Genomic DNA, 18,614 nt, shown 5'->3' with positions numbered 1-18,614 from the left:
TGCTCCTCGGGGAGGGGGTCGGCTGACGGTCGGAGGCGGCGACTACACGCCCAGGCAGCGACGGATGCACGCGACGAGGTCGCGGGCGTCCAGCGGCTTGGTCACGTAGTCGGTCGCTCCGGCGGCGATGCTCTTCTCCCGGTCTCCGGGCATCGCCTTGGCCGTCACCGCGATGACGGGCAGATGGGCGTGTTCGGGCATGGCACGGATCGCCGCGGTCGCGGCGTAGCCGTCCATCTCCGGCATCATCACGTCCATCAGCACCAGATCGACGCCGGGGTGACCGGTGAGGGTCTCGATGCCCTTGCGGCCGTTGTCGGCGTGCAGGACGTGCATCCCGTGGAGCTCCAGGATGCCGGTGAGGGCGTAGACGTTGCGCGCGTCGTCGTCGACGACCAGCACCGTGCGGCCGGCCAGCGAGGCGTCCGCCTCCTCGGGCGGGGCCGCCGGCCCGGCGGCCTCCTCGGAGCGCACCAGCGGGAGCACGTCGCCCGGCTCCTCGGCGGTCAGGTGCAGCGCGATGCGTTCGCGCAGCTCGTCCAGGCTGGAGAGCAGCTCCATCGGCCGGCTGCCGGTGCGGGAGCGCAGGGCCCGCTCCTGCTCGGGGTCCAGACGCCGGTTGTTGTGCGCGAGGACCGGGACCCGGCGCAGGGCCGCGTCGCCGTCCATGGCCTCCAGGAAGCCCATGGCCGTCCCGTCCGCCATGTCGAGCTGGAGCACCACGCAGTGGCAGGCCTCCGCGGCGAGCGCGGCGGCGGCCTCCTGCGCCCCCACCGCGGTGACGACCTCCACGGGGCCGCGCGGGTCGTCCATGTCCCGGGCGCTCTCGGCCAGGTCCGCCACGGCGTTCTCCGCGACCAGGGAGAGCAGGCCGCGGGGGCGGTCCTCGATCACCAGCAGCCGCCGCTTCTGCGGCCGCGGCGGCTCGGCGGCGGGCGGCTCCTCGGCGGTGGCGGGCCCGGTCTCCTCCCCCTGGGCCGCGGCCTGCTGGACGGCGTTCGGCGCGGCGGTGAAGTCGGGCCGTGCCACGGGCAGGTAGAGGGTGAAGGTGCTGCCCTGCCCGGGGACGCTCTCGGCGGTGATGGCGCCGCCCAGCAGGTAGGCGATCTCGCGGCTGATGGACAGGCCCAGGCCGGTGCCGCCGTACTTGCGGCTGGTGGTCCCGTCGGCCTGCTGGAAGGCGCCGAAGATGGTCTCCAGCTGCTGCTCGGGGATGCCGATGCCGGTGTCCTCCACCCGGAAGGCGACGGCCGAGCCGTGCAGGCGGACGGCGGAGGGCAGCTCGTCCGGGGCGACCGGCTCGATCCTCAGGGCCACGCCGCCGGACTCGGTGAACTTCACCGCGTTGGACAGCAGGTTGCGCAGCACCTGCCGCAGCCGGGAGTCGTCGGTGAACAGGTCGACGGGGACGCCGGGCGCGGTGGTGATCGTGAAGCCGAGGCTCTTCTGGGTGGTGAGCGGCCGGAAGGTGGCCTCGACGTAGTCCAGCAGGCCGCGCAGCGGGACGCGCTCGGGGTTGATGTCCATCTTGCCGGCCTCGACCTTGGACAGGTCCAGGATGTCGTTGATCAGCTGGAGCAGGTCGGAACCGGCGGAGTGGATGATGCCCGCGTACTCGACCTGCTTGGGGGTGAGGTTGCGGGTCGGGTTCTGCGCCAGGAGCTGGGCGAGGATCAGCAGGCTGTTGAGCGGGGTGCGCAGCTCGTGGCTCATGTTGGCCAGGAACTCCGACTTGTACTTCGAGGCCAGTGCCAGCTGCTGGGCGCGGTCCTCCAGCTCCTGCCTCGCCTGCTCGATCTCCAGGTTCTTGGTCTCGATGTCGCGGTTCTGGGAGGCCAGGAGGGCGGCCTTCTCCTCCAGCTCCGCGTTGGAGCGCTGGAGCTCGTCCTGCTGGACCTGGAGTTCCTCGGAGCGTTCCTGGAGTTCGGCGGCCAGGCGCTGGGACTCGGCCAGCAGCTCGTCGGTGCGGGCGTTGGCGACGATGGTGTTGACGTTGACGCCGACGGTCTCCATGAGCCGGCCGAGGAAGTCCTGGTGGAGCGCGGTGAAGGGGGTGACCGAGGCCAGCTCGATGACCCCGAGCACCTGGTCCTCCGCGGTGATCGGCAGCACGATCAGGCTGGTGGGGTCGGTGGCGCCCAGGCCCGAGGCGACGGTGACGTAGCCGGAGGGCAGGTCGTCGACGGTGATGGTGCGGCGGCTGCGGGCGGCCTGGCCGACCAGGGACTGGCCGAGCCTGAAGCGCGGCGGCTCGGCGCCGTCGGCCGCCGCGGGGTGGCCGTAGGAGCCGACCAGGCGCAGCTCGGTGCCCTCCTCGTCGTCCTCGGCGAGGTAGAAGGCGCCGTACTGGGCGCCGACGAGCGGGGTCAGCTCGTCCATGATCAGTTCGGCGACGACGGCGAGGTCGCGGTGGCCCTGCATCAGGCCCGAGATACGGGCCAGGTTGGTCTTGAGCCAGTCCTGCTCCTGGTTGGCCCGGGTGGTCTCGCGCAGGGACTGCACCATGAAGTTGACGTTGTCCTTGAGGTCGGCGACCTCGCCGGAGGCGTCCACGGTGATCGAACGGGTCAGGTCGCCCTCGGCGACGGCACTGGTGACCTCGGCGATGGCGCGGACCTGGCGGGTGAGGTTCCCGGCCAGTTCGTTGACGTTCTCCGTCAGGCGCTTCCAGGTGCCGGAGACGCCCTCGACCTCGGCCTGGCCGCCCAGGCGCCCCTCGCTGCCGACCTCGCGGGCCACCCTGGTGACCTCCGCGGCGAAGGCGGAGAGCTGGTCGACCATCGTGTTGATGGTGGTCTTCAGCTCCAGGATCTCCCCGCGCGCGTCCACGTCGATCTTGCGGGTGAGGTCGCCCTGGGCGACGGCCGTGGTGACCTGGGCGATGTTGCGGACCTGCCCGGTCAGGTTGTTGGCCATCGAGTTGACGTTGTCGGTCAGGTCCTTCCAGGTGCCCGCGACGCCCGGCACCCGGGCCTGGCCGCCGAGGATGCCCTCGGTGCCCACCTCGCGCGCCACCCGCGTGACCTCGTCCGCGAACGCCGAGAGCGTGTCGACCATCGTGTTGATGACGTCGGCGAGGGCCGCGACCTCGCCCTTTGCCTCGACGGTGATCTTCTGCGACAGATCGCCGCGCGCGACGGCGGTGGCCACCTGGGCGATGGAGCGCACCTGGCCGGTCAGGTTGGAGGCCATCACGTTGACGGAGTCGGTCAGGTCCTTCCAGGTGCCGGAGGCGCCGCGCACCGCGGCCTGGCCGCCGAGCTTGCCCTCGGTGCCCACCTCGCGCGCCACCCGCGTGACCTCGTCCGCGAACGCCGAGAGCTGGTCGACCATCGTGTTGATGGTCTCCTTCAGCTCCAGGATCTCCCCGCGCGCGTCCACCCGGATCTTCTGGGAGAGGTCGCCCTCGGCGACCGCCGTGGCCACCTGGGCGATGGAGCGCACCTGGCCGGTCAGGTTGCCCGCCATGAAGTTGACCGAGTCGGTCAGGTCGCGCCAGGTGCCGGAGACGCCCTTGACGTCCGCCTGGCCGCCGAGCTTGCCCTCGGTGCCCACCTCGCGCGCCACCCGCGTGACCTCGTCCGCGAAGCCCGAGAGCTGGTCGACCATCGTGTTGATGGTCTCCTTCAGCTCCAGGATCTCCCCGCGCGCGTCCACCCGGATCTTCTGGGAGAGGTCGCCCTTGGCGACCGCGGTGGTCACCTGGGCGATGGAGCGCACCTGGGCGGTGAGGTTGCCCGCCATGAAGTTGACCGAGTCGGTCAGGTCGCGCCAGGCTCCGCCGGCGCCGGGCACCTGGGCCTGGCCGCCCAGGCGCCCCTCGCTGCCGACCTCGCGGGAGACGCGGGTCACCTCGGAGGTGAACAGCGACAGCTGGTCCACCATGCCGTTGAAGACCGTGGCGATCTCGCCGAGGACCCCGTCGGCGCCGTCCGGCAACCGGGTGCCGAAGTCGCCGTCCCGGACGGCCGTCAGGCCGTCCAGGAGCTGCCTCAGCTCCTGCTCCCCCGCCTTGCCGCCGGTGCTCCGGCTCCGGGTGGTCCTGCCGCGCCCCGCCGGGCGCGGCTCGCCAACCGTGGTGTCAGCCATGTCCGCCATCGCTCCGCTCGTCCGCCACCGGGTTCATCACGTGCCGTGCTCCCCCGGTCGCACCCGGACGGGCAGGCGGTGTGCTCACACCACGTTCACAGGCCGTCACGCTTGTCATCCGACAAACGTGCAGACACGCCGAGATTACCCCACCCCGGGACGGTCACCGAATCTCCGTCTTTGAGAACACCGGCGTACATGTCAGAAGTTGGGCGTGCGGGCGGCACGGCGGTTCGCGGAGGTCCTTCCGGTGGCCGCCGTTCCACCGGGGAACGGCCGGCGGTCCTCTCCCTCGCGACCCGGCGGCCGGCCGCGTGGACGGCGTGGACCTGCGCTCCGGCACCGCGGGCGGCAGGGAGGCGGAGGGGCCGCCGCCTCAGCCGGAGAACCGGTCCCGGTCGGTGATCACCGAGGGAACTGCCGAGGACAGCAGGCTGACGATGGTCAGCCCTGTCACCAGGGCGACGGCGGCCGTGCCGAACTTCGACTCGGTGGCGATGCCGGTGGTGAAGGGGAACAGCATCATCGCGGCGGTCACCAGGACCACGATCCAGGTGAAGAACCGGCCCGGCCGGGGCGTGGCCACCAGCAGCAGGTGCAGCAGGGCCGTGGCCACCAGGGCCGCGGCGGCGGCGAGGGCGGCGAGGTGGCCGGTGGTGGCGTCCCCCCACGCGCCCGCCCGGTTCGGGGCGAAGACGGGGACTCCGAGGACACCGCGGATCAGGAGTGTGGTGACCACGGCTGCGAGGGCGGCGACGGCGGCGGTCGCCGCACCGGTGGCCCACAGCCGTCCCGCCGCGATCCGCGCCGGCGCCGGTTCCCGCTGGTCACCGCGAGAGGGGTACTGGCCGTAGGGGTCCGGGCCTGTCATGGGTCACCTCGCTGTGTTGAGGTCGGCTCTCTCGCGGATACCCGTAACGGCCCGGCGTTCACCTCGCGCGGCGGCCGTCGCGGCGGCGGGCCGGGTGGCGGGGTCCGTGCCCCCACCGCCCGGCGTGCCCGCTCCCCCGCTCCCCCGCTCACTCCTGCGGCTCGAACGAGCCGTGGCCGGGCGGCCCCGCCACCCGGTAGGTGTTGATCGCCACTCCGGTGGAGGTCGTCCTGCCGCCGGTGCGCTCCAGCGCGGCCGGCACGGCCCCGCCGTCGAACAGGCGCTTGCCGGCCCCCAGGATGACGGGGTAGGTCAGCAGGCGGTACTCGTCGATGAGGCCGTGCGCCATCAGGCTCCGCGCCAGGTTCCCGCTGCCGTGGATCTGCAGTTCGCCCTCCAGCCGCTCCTTGAGCGCGGCGACCTCCTGTACCGCGTCGCCCTTCAGCAGTGTGGAGTTGTGCCACCCGACGCCGTCCAGCGTCCGGGAGGCGACGTACTTGGGCAGGGTGTTGAGGCTGTTCGCCACCAGGTTGTCCGCATCGGTGACGCGCGGCCAGTAGGCGGCGAAGATCTGGTAGGTCCTGCGGCCCAGCAGGAAGGCGTCCGCGGACCGGAAGCCCTCCTCCACGAACCGCCCCATGTCCTCGTCGGCGTAGGGGACCAGCCAGCCGCCGTGCTCGAATCCGCCGTCGCGGTCCTCGTCGGGGCCCCCGGGTGCCTGCACGACCCCGTCCAGGGTCAGGAACTCCGTCAGCGTCACTTTCGCCATCGTCCTCGTCCTCTTCCTCTCCGCTCGGTCTCACGGGTTCGGACCCGCCGGTGCGCCGGAAGTCATCGGTCCCGGTGTGTCTCTTCTTCCGCGCGCCGTTCGGCGCCGGTGACGGCCGTCCGGGTGAGGATGGGGGCATGCTGCTGGCCGAAGTCGCCCGGATCTCGCACCAGGTCGCCCAGACCTCCTCGCGTACGGAGAAGGTCGCCCTGCTCGCCGGGCTGTTCCGCGCGGCCGGCCCCGGGGAGGTCCCGCTCGTCGTCACCTATCTGGCGGGCAGGCTTCCCCGGCGCAGGACCGGGATCGGCTGGAAGGCGCTGAGCCGGGCCGTGCCCCCGGCGGACGCGCCGTCGCTGTCGGTGGCGGACGTGGACCGGGCCCTGGAGGCGATCGCCGCCGTCTCGGGCCGGGGCGCGCAGGCCGAGCGCGGGCGGCTGCTGCACGGGCTGCTGTCCGCCGCCACCGGCGAGGAGCAGCGCTTCCTCGTCCGGCTGATCGGCGGCGAGCTGCGGCAGGGGGCCCTGGACGCGTTCGCCGTCGAGGGCCTGGCGGCGGCGGTGGGCGCGGAGCCGGCCGGGGTGCGGCGGGCGGTGATGGTCGGCGGCTCGCTGGGGCGGGTGGCCCAGGCCCTGCTCGCCCGCGGCCCCGAAGCGCTGGCGGACTTCCGCCTGGACGTGGGACGGCCGGTGCTGCCGATGCTCGCGCAGACCGCGAGGAGCGTGGACGAGGCACTGGACCGGCTCGGGCCGTGCGCGGTGGAGGAGAAGCTCGACGGCATCCGCGTCCAGGTGCACCGCGACGGCCCGGAGGTGCGGGTCTTCACCCGCACCCTGGACGAGATCACCGGCCGCCTCCCGGAGGTGGTGGCCGCCGCCCGGGAGCTGCGGGCCGGGCGGGCGGTCCTCGACGGCGAGGTCATCGCCCTGGGCGAGGACGGCCGGCCCAGGCCCTTCCAGGAGGTGGCCGGCCGGGTCGGGTCGCGGCTGGACGTGGAGCGGGCGCGCGCGTCGCTGCCGCTGTCACCCGTCTTCTTCGACCTGCTGTCGGTCGACGGCCGCGACCTGCTGGAGCTGCCGGCGGCCCGGCGGCACGCGGAACTGGCCCGGGTGGTGCCCGGGCCGATGCGGGTGCTGCGCACGGTCGTCGGGGATCCGCGGGACGAGCGGGCCCGTGCCGCGGCGCGGGAGTTCGCCGACGAGGTGCTGGTGCGCGGCCACGAGGGCGTGATGCTCAAGGCGCTGGACTCCGCGTACGGCGCGGGGCGGCGCGGGGCCTCCTGGCTGAAGGTGAAGCCGGTGCACACCCTGGACCTGGTGGTGCTGGCGGCCGAGTGGGGGCACGGGCGGCGCGCGGGGAAGCTTTCCAACCTCCATCTGGGCGCGCGCCGGGCGGACGGCTCCTTCGCGATGCTCGGCAAGACCTTCAAGGGCCTGACCGACGCCCTGCTGGCCTGGCAGACCGGGCGGCTGCGCGAACTGGCGGTGGAGGACGACGGGTTCACGGTGACGGTGCGGCCGGAGCTGGTGGTGGAGGTCGCCTTCGACGGGGTGCAGCGCTCCTCCCGCTACCCGGAGGGGGTGACGCTGCGGTTCGCCCGGGTGCTGCGCTACCGGGAGGACAAGACGGCGGCGGAGGCGGACACCGTGGAGGCGGTGCTCGCCCTGGCCGGGTGAGCGCTCCGGCGCAGCGCTCCTCCCTCCGGGCCGCCCGATTCCCCTCGCGCGGCGGTAGATCCGGGCGCGGCCCGTTCGTCGTACCGGTGTACGGCAAGAGCCGGAAGGGCCTGTGAGGGAGGACTGCGTGGACGAGACGGTGACGGGAGCGCGGGTCGAGCTGGTGGTGACCGTGGACGTCCCCGGGCGGCGGCTGTGGGACCTGGTCAGCGATGTGACCCGGATCGGCGAGTGGAGCCCGGAGTGCGTCTTCGCCCGCCGGCTGGACGGCGGCGGTGCGAGGCCGCGTCCCGGCACCCGCTTCGAGGGTCTCAACCGGTATCCGGACGGGCAGGCCGCCTGGGTCCTGTGCCAGGTCACCGAGGCGGTGCGGCCGGGCGTCTTCGCCTGGGCCGCGCTGGACGAGCGCGGCGACCCGCGCCGTCCGGCCTCCCTGTGGCGCTACGAGCTGGCGCCCGCCGTCGTCCCGGGGCGGACGCGGGTGCGGCACGTCTTCGAACACGGCCCGGGGAACAGCGGCCTGCGCGAGGCGGCCCGGCGCGATCCCGCGTCGCTGGCCGGACGACTGGCCGAACTGCGCCGCAACATGGCGGCGACCCTCGCCGCGATGGCGCGGGAGGATCGCGAGGATCACACGGCGAACAGCCTGACGGAGGAGGAGCGGTGAAGTACCTGATGCTGGTCTGCGCGGACGGGCCGGTCGAGGCGGACCCGGAGGAGCTGGATCCGCGGGCGTGGGTGGAGGAGATGGACCGCCGGGGTGTGCGGCTGCTTGGCGAGCGGCTGTGCCCGCCGGAGGACTCCACCACGGTGCGGGTGCGTGACGGCGGGCTGCTCGTGACGGACGGGCCGTTCGCCGAGACCCGGGAGCAGATCGGCGGCTTCGACGTACTGGAGTGCGCCGACCTGGACGAGGCGGTCGAGGTCGCCTCGAAGCACCCGATGGCCCGTTTCGGCCTGATCGAGGTGAGGCCGTTCTGGACGGAGTGACCGGACCGGAGGAGGCGGGCGGGGACACCGGGACCGTCGCCACCGCCGTCGCCGCCGCGTACGCCGGGGAGTGGGGCCGCGTCACGGCGGCCCTGATCCGCCTCACCGGCGACTGGGACCTGGCCGAGGAGTGCGCCCAGGACGCCTTCGCCCGCGCCCTGGAGCGCTGGCCCCGCGACGGTGTGCCGCGCCGTCCCGGGGCCTGGCTCACCACGGTGGCCCGCAACCGCGCCCTGGACCGGCTGCGCCGCGACGCGACCGAGGCGGCGAAGCTGCGGGAGGTGGCGCTGGAGGCACACCGGGACGGGGCGGCCGGCGAGGCGGGCTGCGTGCCGGAGGAGACGGGCGGGGTGCCGGACGACCGGCTGCGGCTGATCTTCGCCTGCTGCCATCCGGCCCTCTCCCCGGAGGCCCGGGTCGCCCTGGCCCTGCGCACCCTCGCCGGGCTGGAGACCGCCGAGATCGCCCGCGCCTTCCTGGTCTCCGAACGCACCATGGCGCAGCGCCTGTTCAGGGCGAAGCGGAAGATCCGCCGGGCGGCCGTCCCCTTCCGCGTACCGCCGGCCCACCTGCTGCCGGAGCGGACCGCGTCCGTGCTCGCCGTGCTCTATCTGCTCTTCTCCGAGGGGTACGCGGCGACCTCCGGCACCGGGCTGCTGCGGCAGGGCCTGGCCGACGAGGCGATCCGGCTGGCCCGGCTGCTGGCCGGGCTCGTGCCCGGGGAGCCGGAGGTCCTCGGGCTGCTGGCGCTGACGCTGCTGCACGACGCGCGGCGCGCCGCCCGCACCGGTGCCGCCGGGGAGCTGGTGCCGCTGGAGGAGCAGGACCGCACCCTGTGGGACCGGGCCCGGATCGCCGAGGGGCTGTCCGTCCTGGACGGCGCGCTGCGCCTGCGGCGGCCCGGCCCGTACCAGGTGCAGGCCGCCATCGCGGCGTGCCATGCCGAGGCGCCCGACGCGGCCTCGACCGACTGGGCCCAGATCGCGCTGCTGTACGGTCGGCTGGCCCGTATGGCGCCCGGTCCCGCGGTGGAGCTGAACCGCGCGGTCGCGGTGGCCATGGCCGACGGCCCGGGGGCGGGGCTGGCCCTGCTGGAGTCGCCGGTGGTCGCCGGGCACCGTCTGCTGCCCGCCGTGCGCGCCGATCTCCTGCGGCGGCTGGGCCGGCGGGAGGAGTCCGCCGCCCGCTACCGGGAGGCGCTCGTGCTGGCGGCCACGGAGCCCGAGCGGCGCCACCTCGCCCGCCGGCTGGCCGAGGTCGGCGGATGATGGAGCGGGAGGGCGCGGCCCTCCCGCGCCCTCCCGCGCCCGCCGTAGCCTGGTCGGCGTGGAGCGCCTCGGCACCGCTTACCGCGAGGAGGAGCGCACCGTGACCGAACGCAAACCGCCCGGCGTCGACTTCGAGACATGGGCCGACCGGCAGATCCGCGAGGCGGCCGAACGCGGCGAGTTCGACGAGCTGCCGGGCATGGGCAGGCCGCTGCCCGATCTGGACCAGCCCTACGACGACCTGTGGTGGGTCAGGAAGAAGATGAGCCGCGAGGGGCTGTCGTACCTGCCGCCCGCCCTCGCCCTGCGCAAGGATGCACAGGACGCGCTGGCCGCCGCCCGCCGGGCCCGCTCGGAGCCGGAGGTGCGGCGGATCGTGGCGGGGATCAACGAGAGGATCCGCGCGGCGCTGCGGATGCCGCCGCCCGGTCCCCCACTGGGTCTGGAGCCCTTCGACGCCGAGGAGATCGTACGGGAGTGGCATCAGGGGCGCCGGGAGCGTGAGGGACGCGGGGACGGCGGGCGGCGCACCGCCTGACCTCGCGGGGACGGCCGGCCGCGGGCCCGGCAGACGGATCGGGGCCGGGCCCGCGGCCGGGGCTTCGGGGCGCGGTCAGGCCCGCGCGCCGGGCTCCGGGGGCAGGGCGCCGTCGCGGACCACCTTCGCGTACCAGCGGGCGCTCTCCTTGGGGATGCGCCTGCCGGTGGCGTAGTCCACGTACACCGCGCCGAACCGCTTGCTGTAGCCGTACCCCCACTCGAAGTTGTCCAGCAGGGACCACAGGAAGTAGCCGCGCACGTCCGCCCCGGCCTCGATGGCCCGGTGCACCGCCGCCAGATGGCCGTGGAGGTAGGAGATCCGCTGCGGGTCCAGGACTCGGCCCTCGGGGTCGACGTAGTCGTCGAAGGCGGCGCCGTTCTCGGTGATGACCACCGGCATGCCGGGGAAGTCGTCCCTGACCCGCAGCAGCAGGTCGTACATCCCGCTCGGGTCGATCGTCCAGCCCATGGCGGTGGTCTCGCCGGGCGTGCGGTGGAAGGCGACGTCGTCGCCGCCCGGCCAGGGGCTGTGCTCGCTCGCGCCGTGCCCGTCGGCGTTGTGGGTGCCGGGGCCGGAGGCGGCGGAGACGAGTGTGGGGCTGTAGTAGTTGACGCCCAGGAAGTCCAGCGGCTGGTGGATGTCCGCCAGGTCGCCGTCCCGTACGAACGACCAGTCCGTCAGGTGCGCGGTGTCGCGCAGGACGTCGTCCGGGTACTCGCCGCGCAGCATGGGGCCGGTGAAGACCCGGTTGGCGACGCCGTCGATGCGGCGTGCGGCGTCGAGGTCGGCGGGGTCGTCGGTCAGGGGCCGCACGTGGTGGAGGTTGAGCGTGACGGAGGTCTGCGCGCCTGCGGGGAGGGCGGCGCGCAGGGCCTGGGTGCCCAGTCCGTGGGCGAGGTTGAGGTGGTGGGCGGCGCGCAGCGCGTCCGCCTGGTCGGTGCGGCCGGGGGCGTGGACGCCCGAGCCGTAGCCGAGGAAGGCCGAGCACCAGGGCTCGTTGAGGGTGGTCCAGCGCTCCACGCGGTCGCCGAGCGCGCCGGCGACCAGGGAGGCGTACTCAGCGAACCGCTCGGCGGTGGCGCGCTCCGGCCAGCCGCCGCCCGCGGCGGAGCCGCTGCCGGCCCCGGTCTCCAGCTCCTGCGGCAGGTCCCAGTGGTAGAGGGTGACGACGGGCTTGATGCCCTTGTCCAGCAGCCCGTCCACCAGGCGGCTGTAGAAGTCCAGTCCCTCGCGGGAGGCGGGGCCGCTGCCGCCGGGCTGGACGCGCGGCCAGGAGACGGAGAAGCGGTAGGCGCCCACGCCGAGGTCGGCCATGATCGCCAGGTCCTCGCGCCAGCGGTGGTAGTGGTCGCAGGCGACGTCGCCGGTGTCGCCGTTGCGCGTCCTGCCTGGGGTGTGGGAGAAGGTGTCCCAGATGGAGGGGGTGCGGCCGCCCTCGGCGGCGGCGCCCTCGATCTGGTAGGCGGCGGTCGCGGTGCCCCACAGGAAGCCGGGCGGGAACACCCGGGCGTTCCGGGTCGCCGGGGCGGTTTCTGCTGTACGGGATGCGGTGGCCACGGAGGTCCTTCCGGATCGGTGGTGTCGGGGGAGGATCGGGGGGTGGGTTCGGGGGCGGGAGGGGCCCGGGGCCGCGGGGGTGTCCGGGTCTCCCGGGCGGGGTGTCAGCCCTTGACCGCGCCCTGCATGATGCCGCCGACGATCTGCTTGCCGAAGACGACGAACATCGCCAGCAGCGGCAGGGTGCCCAGCAGCGCGCCGGCCATGATGAGCGACTGGTCGCGCACGTACCCCGCGCTGAGCTGGGTCAGGGCGACGGGGATGGTGGGGTTGGTCATGTCGAGCACGATGAACGGCCAGAAGAAGTCGTTCCAGGCGTGCACGAAGGTGATCATGAAGACCACCGCCATCGCCGGGCGGGCGACCGGCAGGACGATGCTCCAGAAGATCCGCAGGCTGTGCGCGCCGTCCACGCGGCCGGCCTCGATGAGCTCGTCGGGCAGCGCCTCCACCAGGTACTGCCGCATGAAGAACACGCCGACGGCGCTGACCAGGGTGGGGAAGATGACGGCGGGCAGCCTCTGCCCCCAGCCCAGCTCGGTCATCATCATGAACAGCGGCACCACGCTGAGCTGGGGCGGCACCATCATCGTGCCGATGACCAGCATCAGCAGGATGTTGCGGCCGCGGAAGCGCAGCTTGGCGAAGGCGAAGCCGGCCAGGGTGGCGAAGAGGACGGTGGACAGGGCGATCGTCATGGCGACGATGAGGCTGTTGACCAGCGCCGTTCCCATCGCCGCGTCCTCCCACGCGGCCGAGAGGTTCTTCAGCAGGTTGGGGCCGGGGAGGAACGGCGGCGGGGTCTGGGAGACCCGGGTGTTGTCGGTGGAGGCCGCCACCATCGTCCAGTACAGCGGGAACAGGGAGAGCAGCGCGGCCAGTCCGAGCAGCACGTAGGCCACGGGTCCGGCCTTCTGCTGCTGTCCGGCCTTCGGGCGCAGGGACATGCGGATCCGGCGGCTCGTGGGCGCGACGGTGTCCGCGAACGGCTCGGGTACGTCCGCGCGGGGGCGGGCGGTGTCGGTGGTCATGGGATTGCCGCTCCCTGGTCAGGACGTACGGGACTTGAGGCGCTTCACGACGCGCTGCAGGACGAAGGCGAGGATGAGCAGGAGGAACATCGCCCAGGCGACCGTGGCGGCCCGCCCCATCTCGTAGTTCTTCCAGCCCTCCTCGTACAGCAGCAGGCCGAGCGTCTGGTACTGGTTGTCCGCTCCGCCGCTGACGCCGTTCGGTCCCTGGCCGAAGATCAGCGGCTCGCCGAAGAGCTGGGTGGCCCCGATGGTGGACAGCACGATGGTGAAGACGATCGTGGAGCGGATGCCCGGGATGGTGACCTTGGTGAACTGCTGCCAGCGCGAGGCGCCGTCGATGGCCGCCGCCTCGTACCGCTCCTGCGGGATGGCCTGCATCGCGGCCAGGTACAGCAGGGCGTTGTAGCCGGTCCAGCGCCAGATCACGATGGAGGAGATGGCGAACTGGGCCGGCCACTTGCTGTTCTCCCAGTCGACGTTGTCGACTCCGAACAGGCTCAGGAACCAGCTGATCATCCCGAAGTCGCGCTCGAAGAGCATGGTGAACACCAGCGCGGCGGCGCCGATCGAGGTCGCGTAGGGCGTCAGGGCCGCGACCCGGAAGAACGCCGAGCCCTTCAGCCTGTAGTTCAGCAGGTGCGCCAGGCCGAGGGCCATCAGCAGCTGCGGAACGGTGGAGATCACGCCGATGGTGAAGGTGTTCGCCAGCGCGTTCCAGAAGCGTTCGTCCTGCCAGAGCTGCGAGTAGTTCCCGAAGCCCTCCCACTCCATGATGTCCATGGTCGCCAGCTCCACGTCGTGGAGGGAGATCCAGGCCGTGTAGAGCAGCGGGTAGAGGCTGAAGGCGCCGAAGACGACGAAGAAGGGGGCGACGAACGCGTAGGGCGCCGCCTTGATGTCGAAGCGGTGCAGGAGGGTGCCCCACGGCTGCCGGGGGCGCGTCCCGTTCCGGTCGGGGCTCTCCTTGGTGGGGCCGGCTGGTCCGCTCTGCGGCCCGCCGAGGCCGGATGCCGAGGTGGAGGTGGCCACGGGGGCTTCCTTCCTGGAGGTGCGTGGTGGGAGAGGGGGAGGGGGAGGAAGGTGTCGAAGGGCCCCCGGCGGCCGCGCGGGGAGGCGGTGGCCGCCGGGGACCTCAAGGACGGGCGGGCCGGGTCAGTCGACGGCCTTCCTGATGCGCTCGTCGGTGGTCTTCCACGCCTCGGCCGGGCTCTTGCCCTGCTCGACGAGCTGGAGGCCCTGGGAGAAGGTGTCCTTGATGGTGCCGTCCTTGGGGCCGAGCACCTGCTCGTCGGGGATGTCCTGGGCCGCGGCGCCGAAGACCTCGCCGATCGGGGCGTCGCTGAAGTACTCCGACTTCGCCCCGGTCACCGCCGGGGACTTGAGGGCCTCCGCGGAGGAGGGGAAGTTGCCGATCTCCTTGAAGATGTGCTCCTGCTGCTCCGGCGCGGTCAGCCAGGCCACCAGCTTCTCGGCCTCCTCCTTCACCGGGCTGTCCTCCATGACCCCGAGGAAGGAGCCGCCCCAGTTGGCGCCCTTGGGGGCCTTGGCGACGTCCCACTTGCCCTTGTTGGCCTCGCCGGCCTTCTCGCTGATGTGGGCGAGCATCCACGCCGGGCAGACGGCGGTGGCGAAGCTGCTGTTGGCCAGACCCGGGTCCCAACCGGGCTGGAACTGGCGGAGTTTGGCCGTCAGGCCGTCCCTGGCCGCTCCGGTGGCCAGCTCCCAGGCGTCCTTGATGACCGGGTTGTCCTGGTAGATCAGCTCGCCGTTCCTGTCGTAGAACTGCTCGGAGCTGCCGTAGATCATGGCGTTGAACAGGCCGCTGGCGCTGTCCATGTAGGCGGCGTCGCCCTTGAAGCCGTCCTTGAAGTCCTTGCCGACCTCGACGTACTTCGCCCAGTCGCCGTCCCAGAGTTCGGCGACCTCGTCGCGGTCGGTGGGCAGGCCCGCCTTCTCGAACATGTCCTTGCGGTAGCAGACCGCCATCGGGCCGATGTCCGTGCCCAGTCCGATCACCCTGCCGTCGCCGGTGGTGACCTGGCTCTGCTTCCAGGGCAGGAAGTGGTCGGTGTCCGGGACGCCGGAGAGGTCGGCGAACTTGTCGGCCCGGGTGTCGGCCAGTTCCTTGGCGCGGCCGATCTCTATGCCCTGGATGTCCTTGAGGCCGCTGCCGGCGGCCAGCCGGGTCTGCAGCGCCGTGTAGTACGTCTGCTCGTCGCCGGCTATCTCGGCCTTGATGACGATGTCCGGGTTCTCCTCCATGTACTTCTCGAGGAGGCCGGTCTCCTTGATGCCCATGACGCCGAACAGCCCCATGGTGACGACGGTCTTGCCGTCCTCGGTCTTCGCGTCGCCGCTGTCGCCGCCGCCCGAGCAGCCCGCCACGAGCGTGAGGGCGGCGGCCGACGCGACGGCCACGACTCTTGTACCGAACAGCTTGCGGGCACTGCCCATGGCGTCCTCCTTGCGGGCGGCGACGGATCACCGCGGTGCGGTCCCGCCGGGCCGCACGGGCCCGGCGGGTGGAATCGTTCCCATTCGGGGGTGGGAGCGTTCCCATCAGGTTGTGGAAGACTGTCCCCAGGAACGGGCGCTGTCAAGGACGAGCGCCGGATCCGTTACCCGCCGAGGCTTCCGCGAGCACCGGCGCCACAGCGGTCGCCGCACGGCCGTCTGACACAATGCGCTGGTGAGCGCCGTGCGCGGCGCGACGCAGACAGAGGAGGCGGGTACGCCATGGGGGCCACTCGGCGGCCGACCATCAAGACCGTGGCCGCCCGGGCCGGAGTGGGTCGCACCACCGTCTCCCGGGTCCTCAACGGCTCCCCCCTGGTCAGCGACGAGGCCAGAGCGGCGGTGCAGACGGCGATCGCCGAACTGGGCTACGTGCCCAACTCCGTGGCGCGGTCGCTGGTCACCAGCAGGACCGACTCCATAGCCCTGGTCATACCGGAGTCGGAGAGCCGGCTGGGGTCGGAGCCCTACTTCTCGGCCGTGATCCGCGGGGTGAGCAACGGCCTGGCGGGCACCCAGATCCAGCTGCTGCTCACCCTCGTCCGCGACCAGCGGGAGATGGACCAGCTCACCCGCTTCCTCACCGCGCGCCGGGTGGACGGCGTGCTGCTGGTCTCGGTGCACCGCGACGATCCGCTGCCCGGCCTGCTGGAGGAACTCGGGCTGCCGACCGTCCTGGCCGGGCGCCGCTCCCCGGCCGAGTCGCTGAACCACGTGCACTCGGACAACATCGGCGGCGCGCGCGACGCGGTGCGCCACCTCGTCGAACGCGGACGGCGCGAGATAGCGACCATCACCGGCCCGGTGGACATGGACGTCGCCGACGGCCGCCTGCGGGGCTGGCGGGACGCGCTGGACGAGGCCGGGCGGGAGGTGCGCGGGGAACTGGTCGCCCCCGCCGACTTCACCGAGGAGGGCGGACGCCGTGCCATGCGCGGGCTGCTGGAGCGCCGCCCCCGCCTGGACGCGGTCTTCGCGGCCTCGGACGTGATGGCGGCGGGCGCCCTGGCCGAACTGCGCCGCCAGGGGCGGCGGGTGCCGGACGACGTGGCGGTGGTGGGCTTCGACGACTCGATCGTCGCCCGGCACACCGACCCGCCGCTGACCACCGTGCGGCAGCCCGTGGAGGAGATCGGGCGGAGGATCACCGAACTGCTGCTGCGGGAGATCGGCGAGCCCGGCGGCGTGCGGCAGCACGTGGTGCTCCCCACCTCGCTCGTCGTGCGCGACTCCACCTGACACCGCCCGCGCATACCGCCCGCGCACGGCCCCCGTACCCGGCGGCGGGCGGCGCCGCCGAACGGGCCGCCGGCCGAGCGCGGTCGCTCCCGGCCGGTCTCCCGGAGCGCGCCGCGGAGGGCGTCCGGCGAGTGTTCGCTTTCCGCAGCGCGAGAAGACCGCGCCTGGCAGCATGGTTGCCCCACTCGGCGGGTGCCGCCCTGTCCCGACACGCTCCCACGCGGAAGGTTGTGAAGGCCCGGATGAACCAGTCCAGGGAACCCCTCACCAGCAAGATCGACGTCACCGTCCCCACTGCCGCGCGCATGTACGACTACTACCTGGGGGGCAAGAACAACTACGCCGTCGACCGGGAGGCGGCCGAGAAGCTCCTGGAGGTCGTCCCCAGCACCCAGGCGCTGGCGCTCAACAACCGCCGCTTCCTGCAGCGCGTGGTGCGCGTCCTGGCGCGGGAGTACGGGATCCGGCAGTTCATCGACCACGGCTCCGGCCTGCCCACCCAGGACAACGTCCACCAGGTCGCGCAGCGGGTGGACCCCGAGGCGCGCGTGGTCTACGTGGACAACGACCCGATCGTGCTGGCCCACGGCCGCGCGCTGCTGGCGGAGAACGAGAACACCACCGTCATACAGGCGGACATGTGCGACACCGACGGCGTCATGGACCACCCGGACACCGTCCGGCTGATCGACTTCGACCGGCCCGTCGCCGCCCTGTTCAACTCCGTCTTCCACTGCGTTCCCGACTCCGCCGACCCGGCCGGTGTGGTCAAGCGCGTGGCCGACCGGCTGGCGCCGGGGAGCATCTTCGTGATCTGCCAGCTGGTCAGCGAGGACGCCGAGACGCGCAGGTCCGTGACCGAGTTCATGGACAGGAGCACCGGGGGCAACTGGGGCAGGGTCAGGGAGCCGCACGAGGTCGAGCGGTTCTTCGAGGGGCTGGAGATCCTCGAGCCCGGCCTGGTGGAGGTCTCCACCTGGCGGCCGGACTCGGACGTGGGTCCCAGGCAGCGCACCTGGGAGTGGAAGGAGTTCGGGGGCGTCGCCCGCAGGCCCTGAGACTCCGCCGCCCCGTTCGTGTGTGGGGCCGCCCTCCCGGGAGGGCGGCCCCACACACGAACGGGGCGCTCCCGCCCACGTGTTCAGCCCAGCCGCTCCAGGAGCTCCTCCAGGAAGGCCACGCTGTCCACGGGGGTCTCGGCGACCGCGCACAGCCGGTCCATGATGGACAGGTAGTGGTCGACGTCCTCCTCCTTGTCCAGGTAGAGCGCGCTGGTCAGCTGCTCCAGATAGACGACGTCGGACAGGTCCGGCTCGGGGAAGCGCAGTATCGTCACCGGGCCGCCCACCGCGGCCAGGCCGCCGGTCTCGAACGGCGCGACCTGCAGCGTGACGTTCGGCCGCCGCGCCGCCTCGACCAGACGGCGGAGCTGACCGCGCATCACCCCGGTGTCGCCGAGCGGGCGCCGCAGGGCGGCCTCGTCCAGGACCGCCCACAGGCGCGGGGCGTCCGGCCGGGTGAGCAGCGCCTGCCGCTCCATCCGCAGCCGGACCCGCCGGTCGTTCTCCTGGGCGGAGGCGTGGGGGTGGCACAGACGGGTCACCGCGCGGGCGTACTCCTCCGTCTGCAGCAGGCCCGGGATGAACTGCACCTCGTAGGTGCGGATGACCGCGGCGGCCTCCTCCAGACCGAGGTGCCGCTCGAACCACTCGGGGAGGACGTCGCTGTAGCGGTGCCACCATCCGCGGGTGTTCGTCTGGCGGGTCAGGGCGAGGAAGTCCGCCCGCTCGTCCTCGTCCAGCACCCCGTAGAGCGTCAGCAGGTCCGCGACGTCGCGCTCCTTGCACGCGCCCTGGCCCCGCTCCAGCCGGCTGACCTTGGCGGTGGAGCCGCGGATCGCCTTGGCCGCCTCCTCCAGGTCGATGCCGCACTCCTTGTGCAGCCGCCGCAGCTGGGAGCCGACCACCAGGCGTAGCACCGTGGGACTGCCCTTGGGATGCTCGATATAGCGCTTTATCGACAAGGAGCGGCTCGGTTCGGCGGCCATGCGTGCTCTCCTGAGTAAAGGG

The 18,614-nt window shown here is 72.9% G+C and carries 15 protein-coding genes; 7 read left to right on the top strand and 8 right to left on the bottom strand.

The window, feature by feature from the left end; translation table 11 throughout:
* Nucleotides 1-42: 42 nt before the first annotated feature.
* The 3 genes from ACLIYP_RS04150 to ACLIYP_RS04140 all read right to left on the bottom strand — a co-directional run bounded on the left by ACLIYP_RS04150 (nucleotide 43) and on the right by ACLIYP_RS04140 (nucleotide 5,729).
* The gene (locus ACLIYP_RS04150; protein WP_412711765.1) at nucleotides 43-4,089 is read right to left on the bottom strand and encodes a HAMP domain-containing protein; all 4,047 of its coding nucleotides are present in this window, start codon (nucleotides 4,087-4,089) and stop codon (nucleotides 43-45) included.
* Between the two features lie 376 nt (nucleotides 4,090-4,465).
* Complete coding sequence (locus ACLIYP_RS04145; protein ID WP_412711764.1) at nucleotides 4,466-4,960, bottom strand: DUF6069 family protein; 495 nt, start codon at nucleotides 4,958-4,960, stop codon at nucleotides 4,466-4,468.
* Nucleotides 4,961-5,108: 148 nt separating this feature from the next.
* Entirely contained in the window at nucleotides 5,109-5,729 is a 621-nt protein-coding gene (locus ACLIYP_RS04140; protein ID WP_412711763.1) for a dihydrofolate reductase family protein, read from the bottom strand.
* A 137-nt stretch (nucleotides 5,730-5,866) separates the two neighbouring features.
* Between ACLIYP_RS04140 and ACLIYP_RS04135 the strand changes: the two genes are divergently transcribed.
* From ACLIYP_RS04135 to ACLIYP_RS04115, 5 genes are all read left to right on the top strand, one after another.
* Nucleotides 5,867-7,402: an ATP-dependent DNA ligase gene (locus ACLIYP_RS04135; RefSeq protein ID WP_412711762.1), complete on the top strand. Its 1,536-nt coding sequence runs from the start codon at nucleotides 5,867-5,869 to the stop codon at nucleotides 7,400-7,402.
* A 127-nt stretch (nucleotides 7,403-7,529) separates the two neighbouring features.
* Nucleotides 7,530-8,069 (top strand): SRPBCC family protein, encoded by a 540-nt coding sequence (locus ACLIYP_RS04130; protein ID WP_412711761.1) that lies wholly within the window; start codon nucleotides 7,530-7,532, stop codon nucleotides 8,067-8,069.
* Complete coding sequence (locus ACLIYP_RS04125) at nucleotides 8,066-8,392, top strand: YciI family protein (protein ID WP_412711760.1); 327 nt, start codon at nucleotides 8,066-8,068, stop codon at nucleotides 8,390-8,392. The genes ACLIYP_RS04130 and ACLIYP_RS04125 overlap by 4 nt, the downstream gene beginning before the upstream one ends.
* Entirely contained in the window at nucleotides 8,389-9,660 is a 1,272-nt protein-coding gene (locus tag ACLIYP_RS04120) for an RNA polymerase sigma factor (protein ID WP_412711759.1), read from the top strand. The genes ACLIYP_RS04125 and ACLIYP_RS04120 overlap by 4 nt, the downstream gene beginning before the upstream one ends.
* A gap of 100 nt (nucleotides 9,661-9,760) precedes the next feature.
* Entirely contained in the window at nucleotides 9,761-10,198 is a 438-nt protein-coding gene (locus tag ACLIYP_RS04115; protein ID WP_412711807.1) for a DnaJ family domain-containing protein, read from the top strand.
* A gap of 75 nt (nucleotides 10,199-10,273) precedes the next feature.
* Here ACLIYP_RS04115 and ACLIYP_RS04110 read toward each other — a convergent pair whose 3' ends face one another.
* The 4 genes from ACLIYP_RS04110 to ACLIYP_RS04095 form a co-directional block, all read right to left on the bottom strand.
* Complete coding sequence (locus ACLIYP_RS04110) at nucleotides 10,274-11,758, bottom strand: GH1 family beta-glucosidase (protein ID WP_412711758.1); 1,485 nt, start codon at nucleotides 11,756-11,758, stop codon at nucleotides 10,274-10,276.
* 104 nt (nucleotides 11,759-11,862) lie between these two features.
* On the bottom strand, nucleotides 11,863-12,789 hold the full coding sequence (locus ACLIYP_RS04105; RefSeq protein ID WP_412711757.1) for a carbohydrate ABC transporter permease: 927 nt from the start codon (nucleotides 12,787-12,789) through the stop codon (nucleotides 11,863-11,865).
* Between the two features lie 18 nt (nucleotides 12,790-12,807).
* The gene (locus ACLIYP_RS04100) at nucleotides 12,808-13,821 is read right to left on the bottom strand and encodes a carbohydrate ABC transporter permease (protein WP_412711756.1); all 1,014 of its coding nucleotides are present in this window, start codon (nucleotides 13,819-13,821) and stop codon (nucleotides 12,808-12,810) included.
* 123 nt (nucleotides 13,822-13,944) lie between these two features.
* Nucleotides 13,945-15,246 (bottom strand): ABC transporter substrate-binding protein, encoded by a 1,302-nt coding sequence (locus ACLIYP_RS04095; RefSeq protein WP_412711755.1) that lies wholly within the window; start codon nucleotides 15,244-15,246, stop codon nucleotides 13,945-13,947.
* Between the two features lie 282 nt (nucleotides 15,247-15,528).
* Between ACLIYP_RS04095 and ACLIYP_RS04090 the strand changes: the two genes are divergently transcribed.
* Nucleotides 15,529-16,545, top strand: coding sequence for a LacI family DNA-binding transcriptional regulator (locus ACLIYP_RS04090; RefSeq protein WP_412711754.1), 1,017 nt, complete (start codon nucleotides 15,529-15,531; stop codon nucleotides 16,543-16,545).
* Nucleotides 16,546-16,787: 242 nt separating this feature from the next.
* Nucleotides 16,788-17,603, top strand: a complete 816-nt coding sequence (locus ACLIYP_RS04085) for an SAM-dependent methyltransferase (protein WP_412711753.1) — start codon at nucleotides 16,788-16,790, stop codon at nucleotides 17,601-17,603.
* Nucleotides 17,604-17,686: 83 nt separating this feature from the next.
* On the opposite strand, the gene ACLIYP_RS04080 is transcribed toward ACLIYP_RS04085, so the two are convergent.
* Nucleotides 17,687-18,592 carry a helix-turn-helix domain-containing protein gene (locus tag ACLIYP_RS04080; RefSeq protein ID WP_412711752.1) on the bottom strand — a complete coding sequence of 302 codons (906 nt, stop codon included), beginning with the start codon at nucleotides 18,590-18,592 and terminating at the stop codon, nucleotides 17,687-17,689.
* Nucleotides 18,593-18,614: the final 22 nt, after the last annotated feature.

The sequence above is a fragment of the Streptomyces nanhaiensis genome (genome assembly GCF_046614825.1).
Classification (GTDB): Bacteria; Actinomycetota; Actinomycetes; order Streptomycetales; family Streptomycetaceae; genus Streptomyces; species Streptomyces radiopugnans.
Note: the sequence above shows the minus strand (reverse complement) of the source record. Positions and strands in the feature narration are given on the sequence as shown.

Excerpts from the sequence above, each read along its gene's own strand:
- ACLIYP_RS04150 (WP_412711765.1), bottom strand. The coding sequence starts at position 4,089 with ATGGCTGACACCACGGTTGGCGAGCCGCGCCCGGCGGGGCGCGGCAGG.
- ACLIYP_RS04145 (WP_412711764.1), bottom strand. The coding sequence starts at position 4,960 with ATGACAGGCCCGGACCCCTACGGCCAGTACCCCTCTCGCGGTGACCAG.
- ACLIYP_RS04140 (WP_412711763.1), bottom strand. The coding sequence starts at position 5,729 with ATGGCGAAAGTGACGCTGACGGAGTTCCTGACCCTGGACGGGGTCGTG.
- ACLIYP_RS04135 (WP_412711762.1), top strand. The coding sequence starts at position 5,867 with ATGCTGCTGGCCGAAGTCGCCCGGATCTCGCACCAGGTCGCCCAGACC.
- ACLIYP_RS04105 (WP_412711757.1), bottom strand. The coding sequence starts at position 12,789 with ATGACCACCGACACCGCCCGCCCCCGCGCGGACGTACCCGAGCCGTTC.
- ACLIYP_RS04095 (WP_412711755.1), bottom strand. The coding sequence starts at position 15,246 with ATGGGCAGTGCCCGCAAGCTGTTCGGTACAAGAGTCGTGGCCGTCGCG.
- ACLIYP_RS04090 (WP_412711754.1), top strand. The coding sequence starts at position 15,529 with ATGGGGGCCACTCGGCGGCCGACCATCAAGACCGTGGCCGCCCGGGCC.
- ACLIYP_RS04085 (WP_412711753.1), top strand. The coding sequence starts at position 16,788 with ATGAACCAGTCCAGGGAACCCCTCACCAGCAAGATCGACGTCACCGTC.
- ACLIYP_RS04080 (WP_412711752.1), bottom strand. The coding sequence starts at position 18,592 with ATGGCCGCCGAACCGAGCCGCTCCTTGTCGATAAAGCGCTATATCGAG.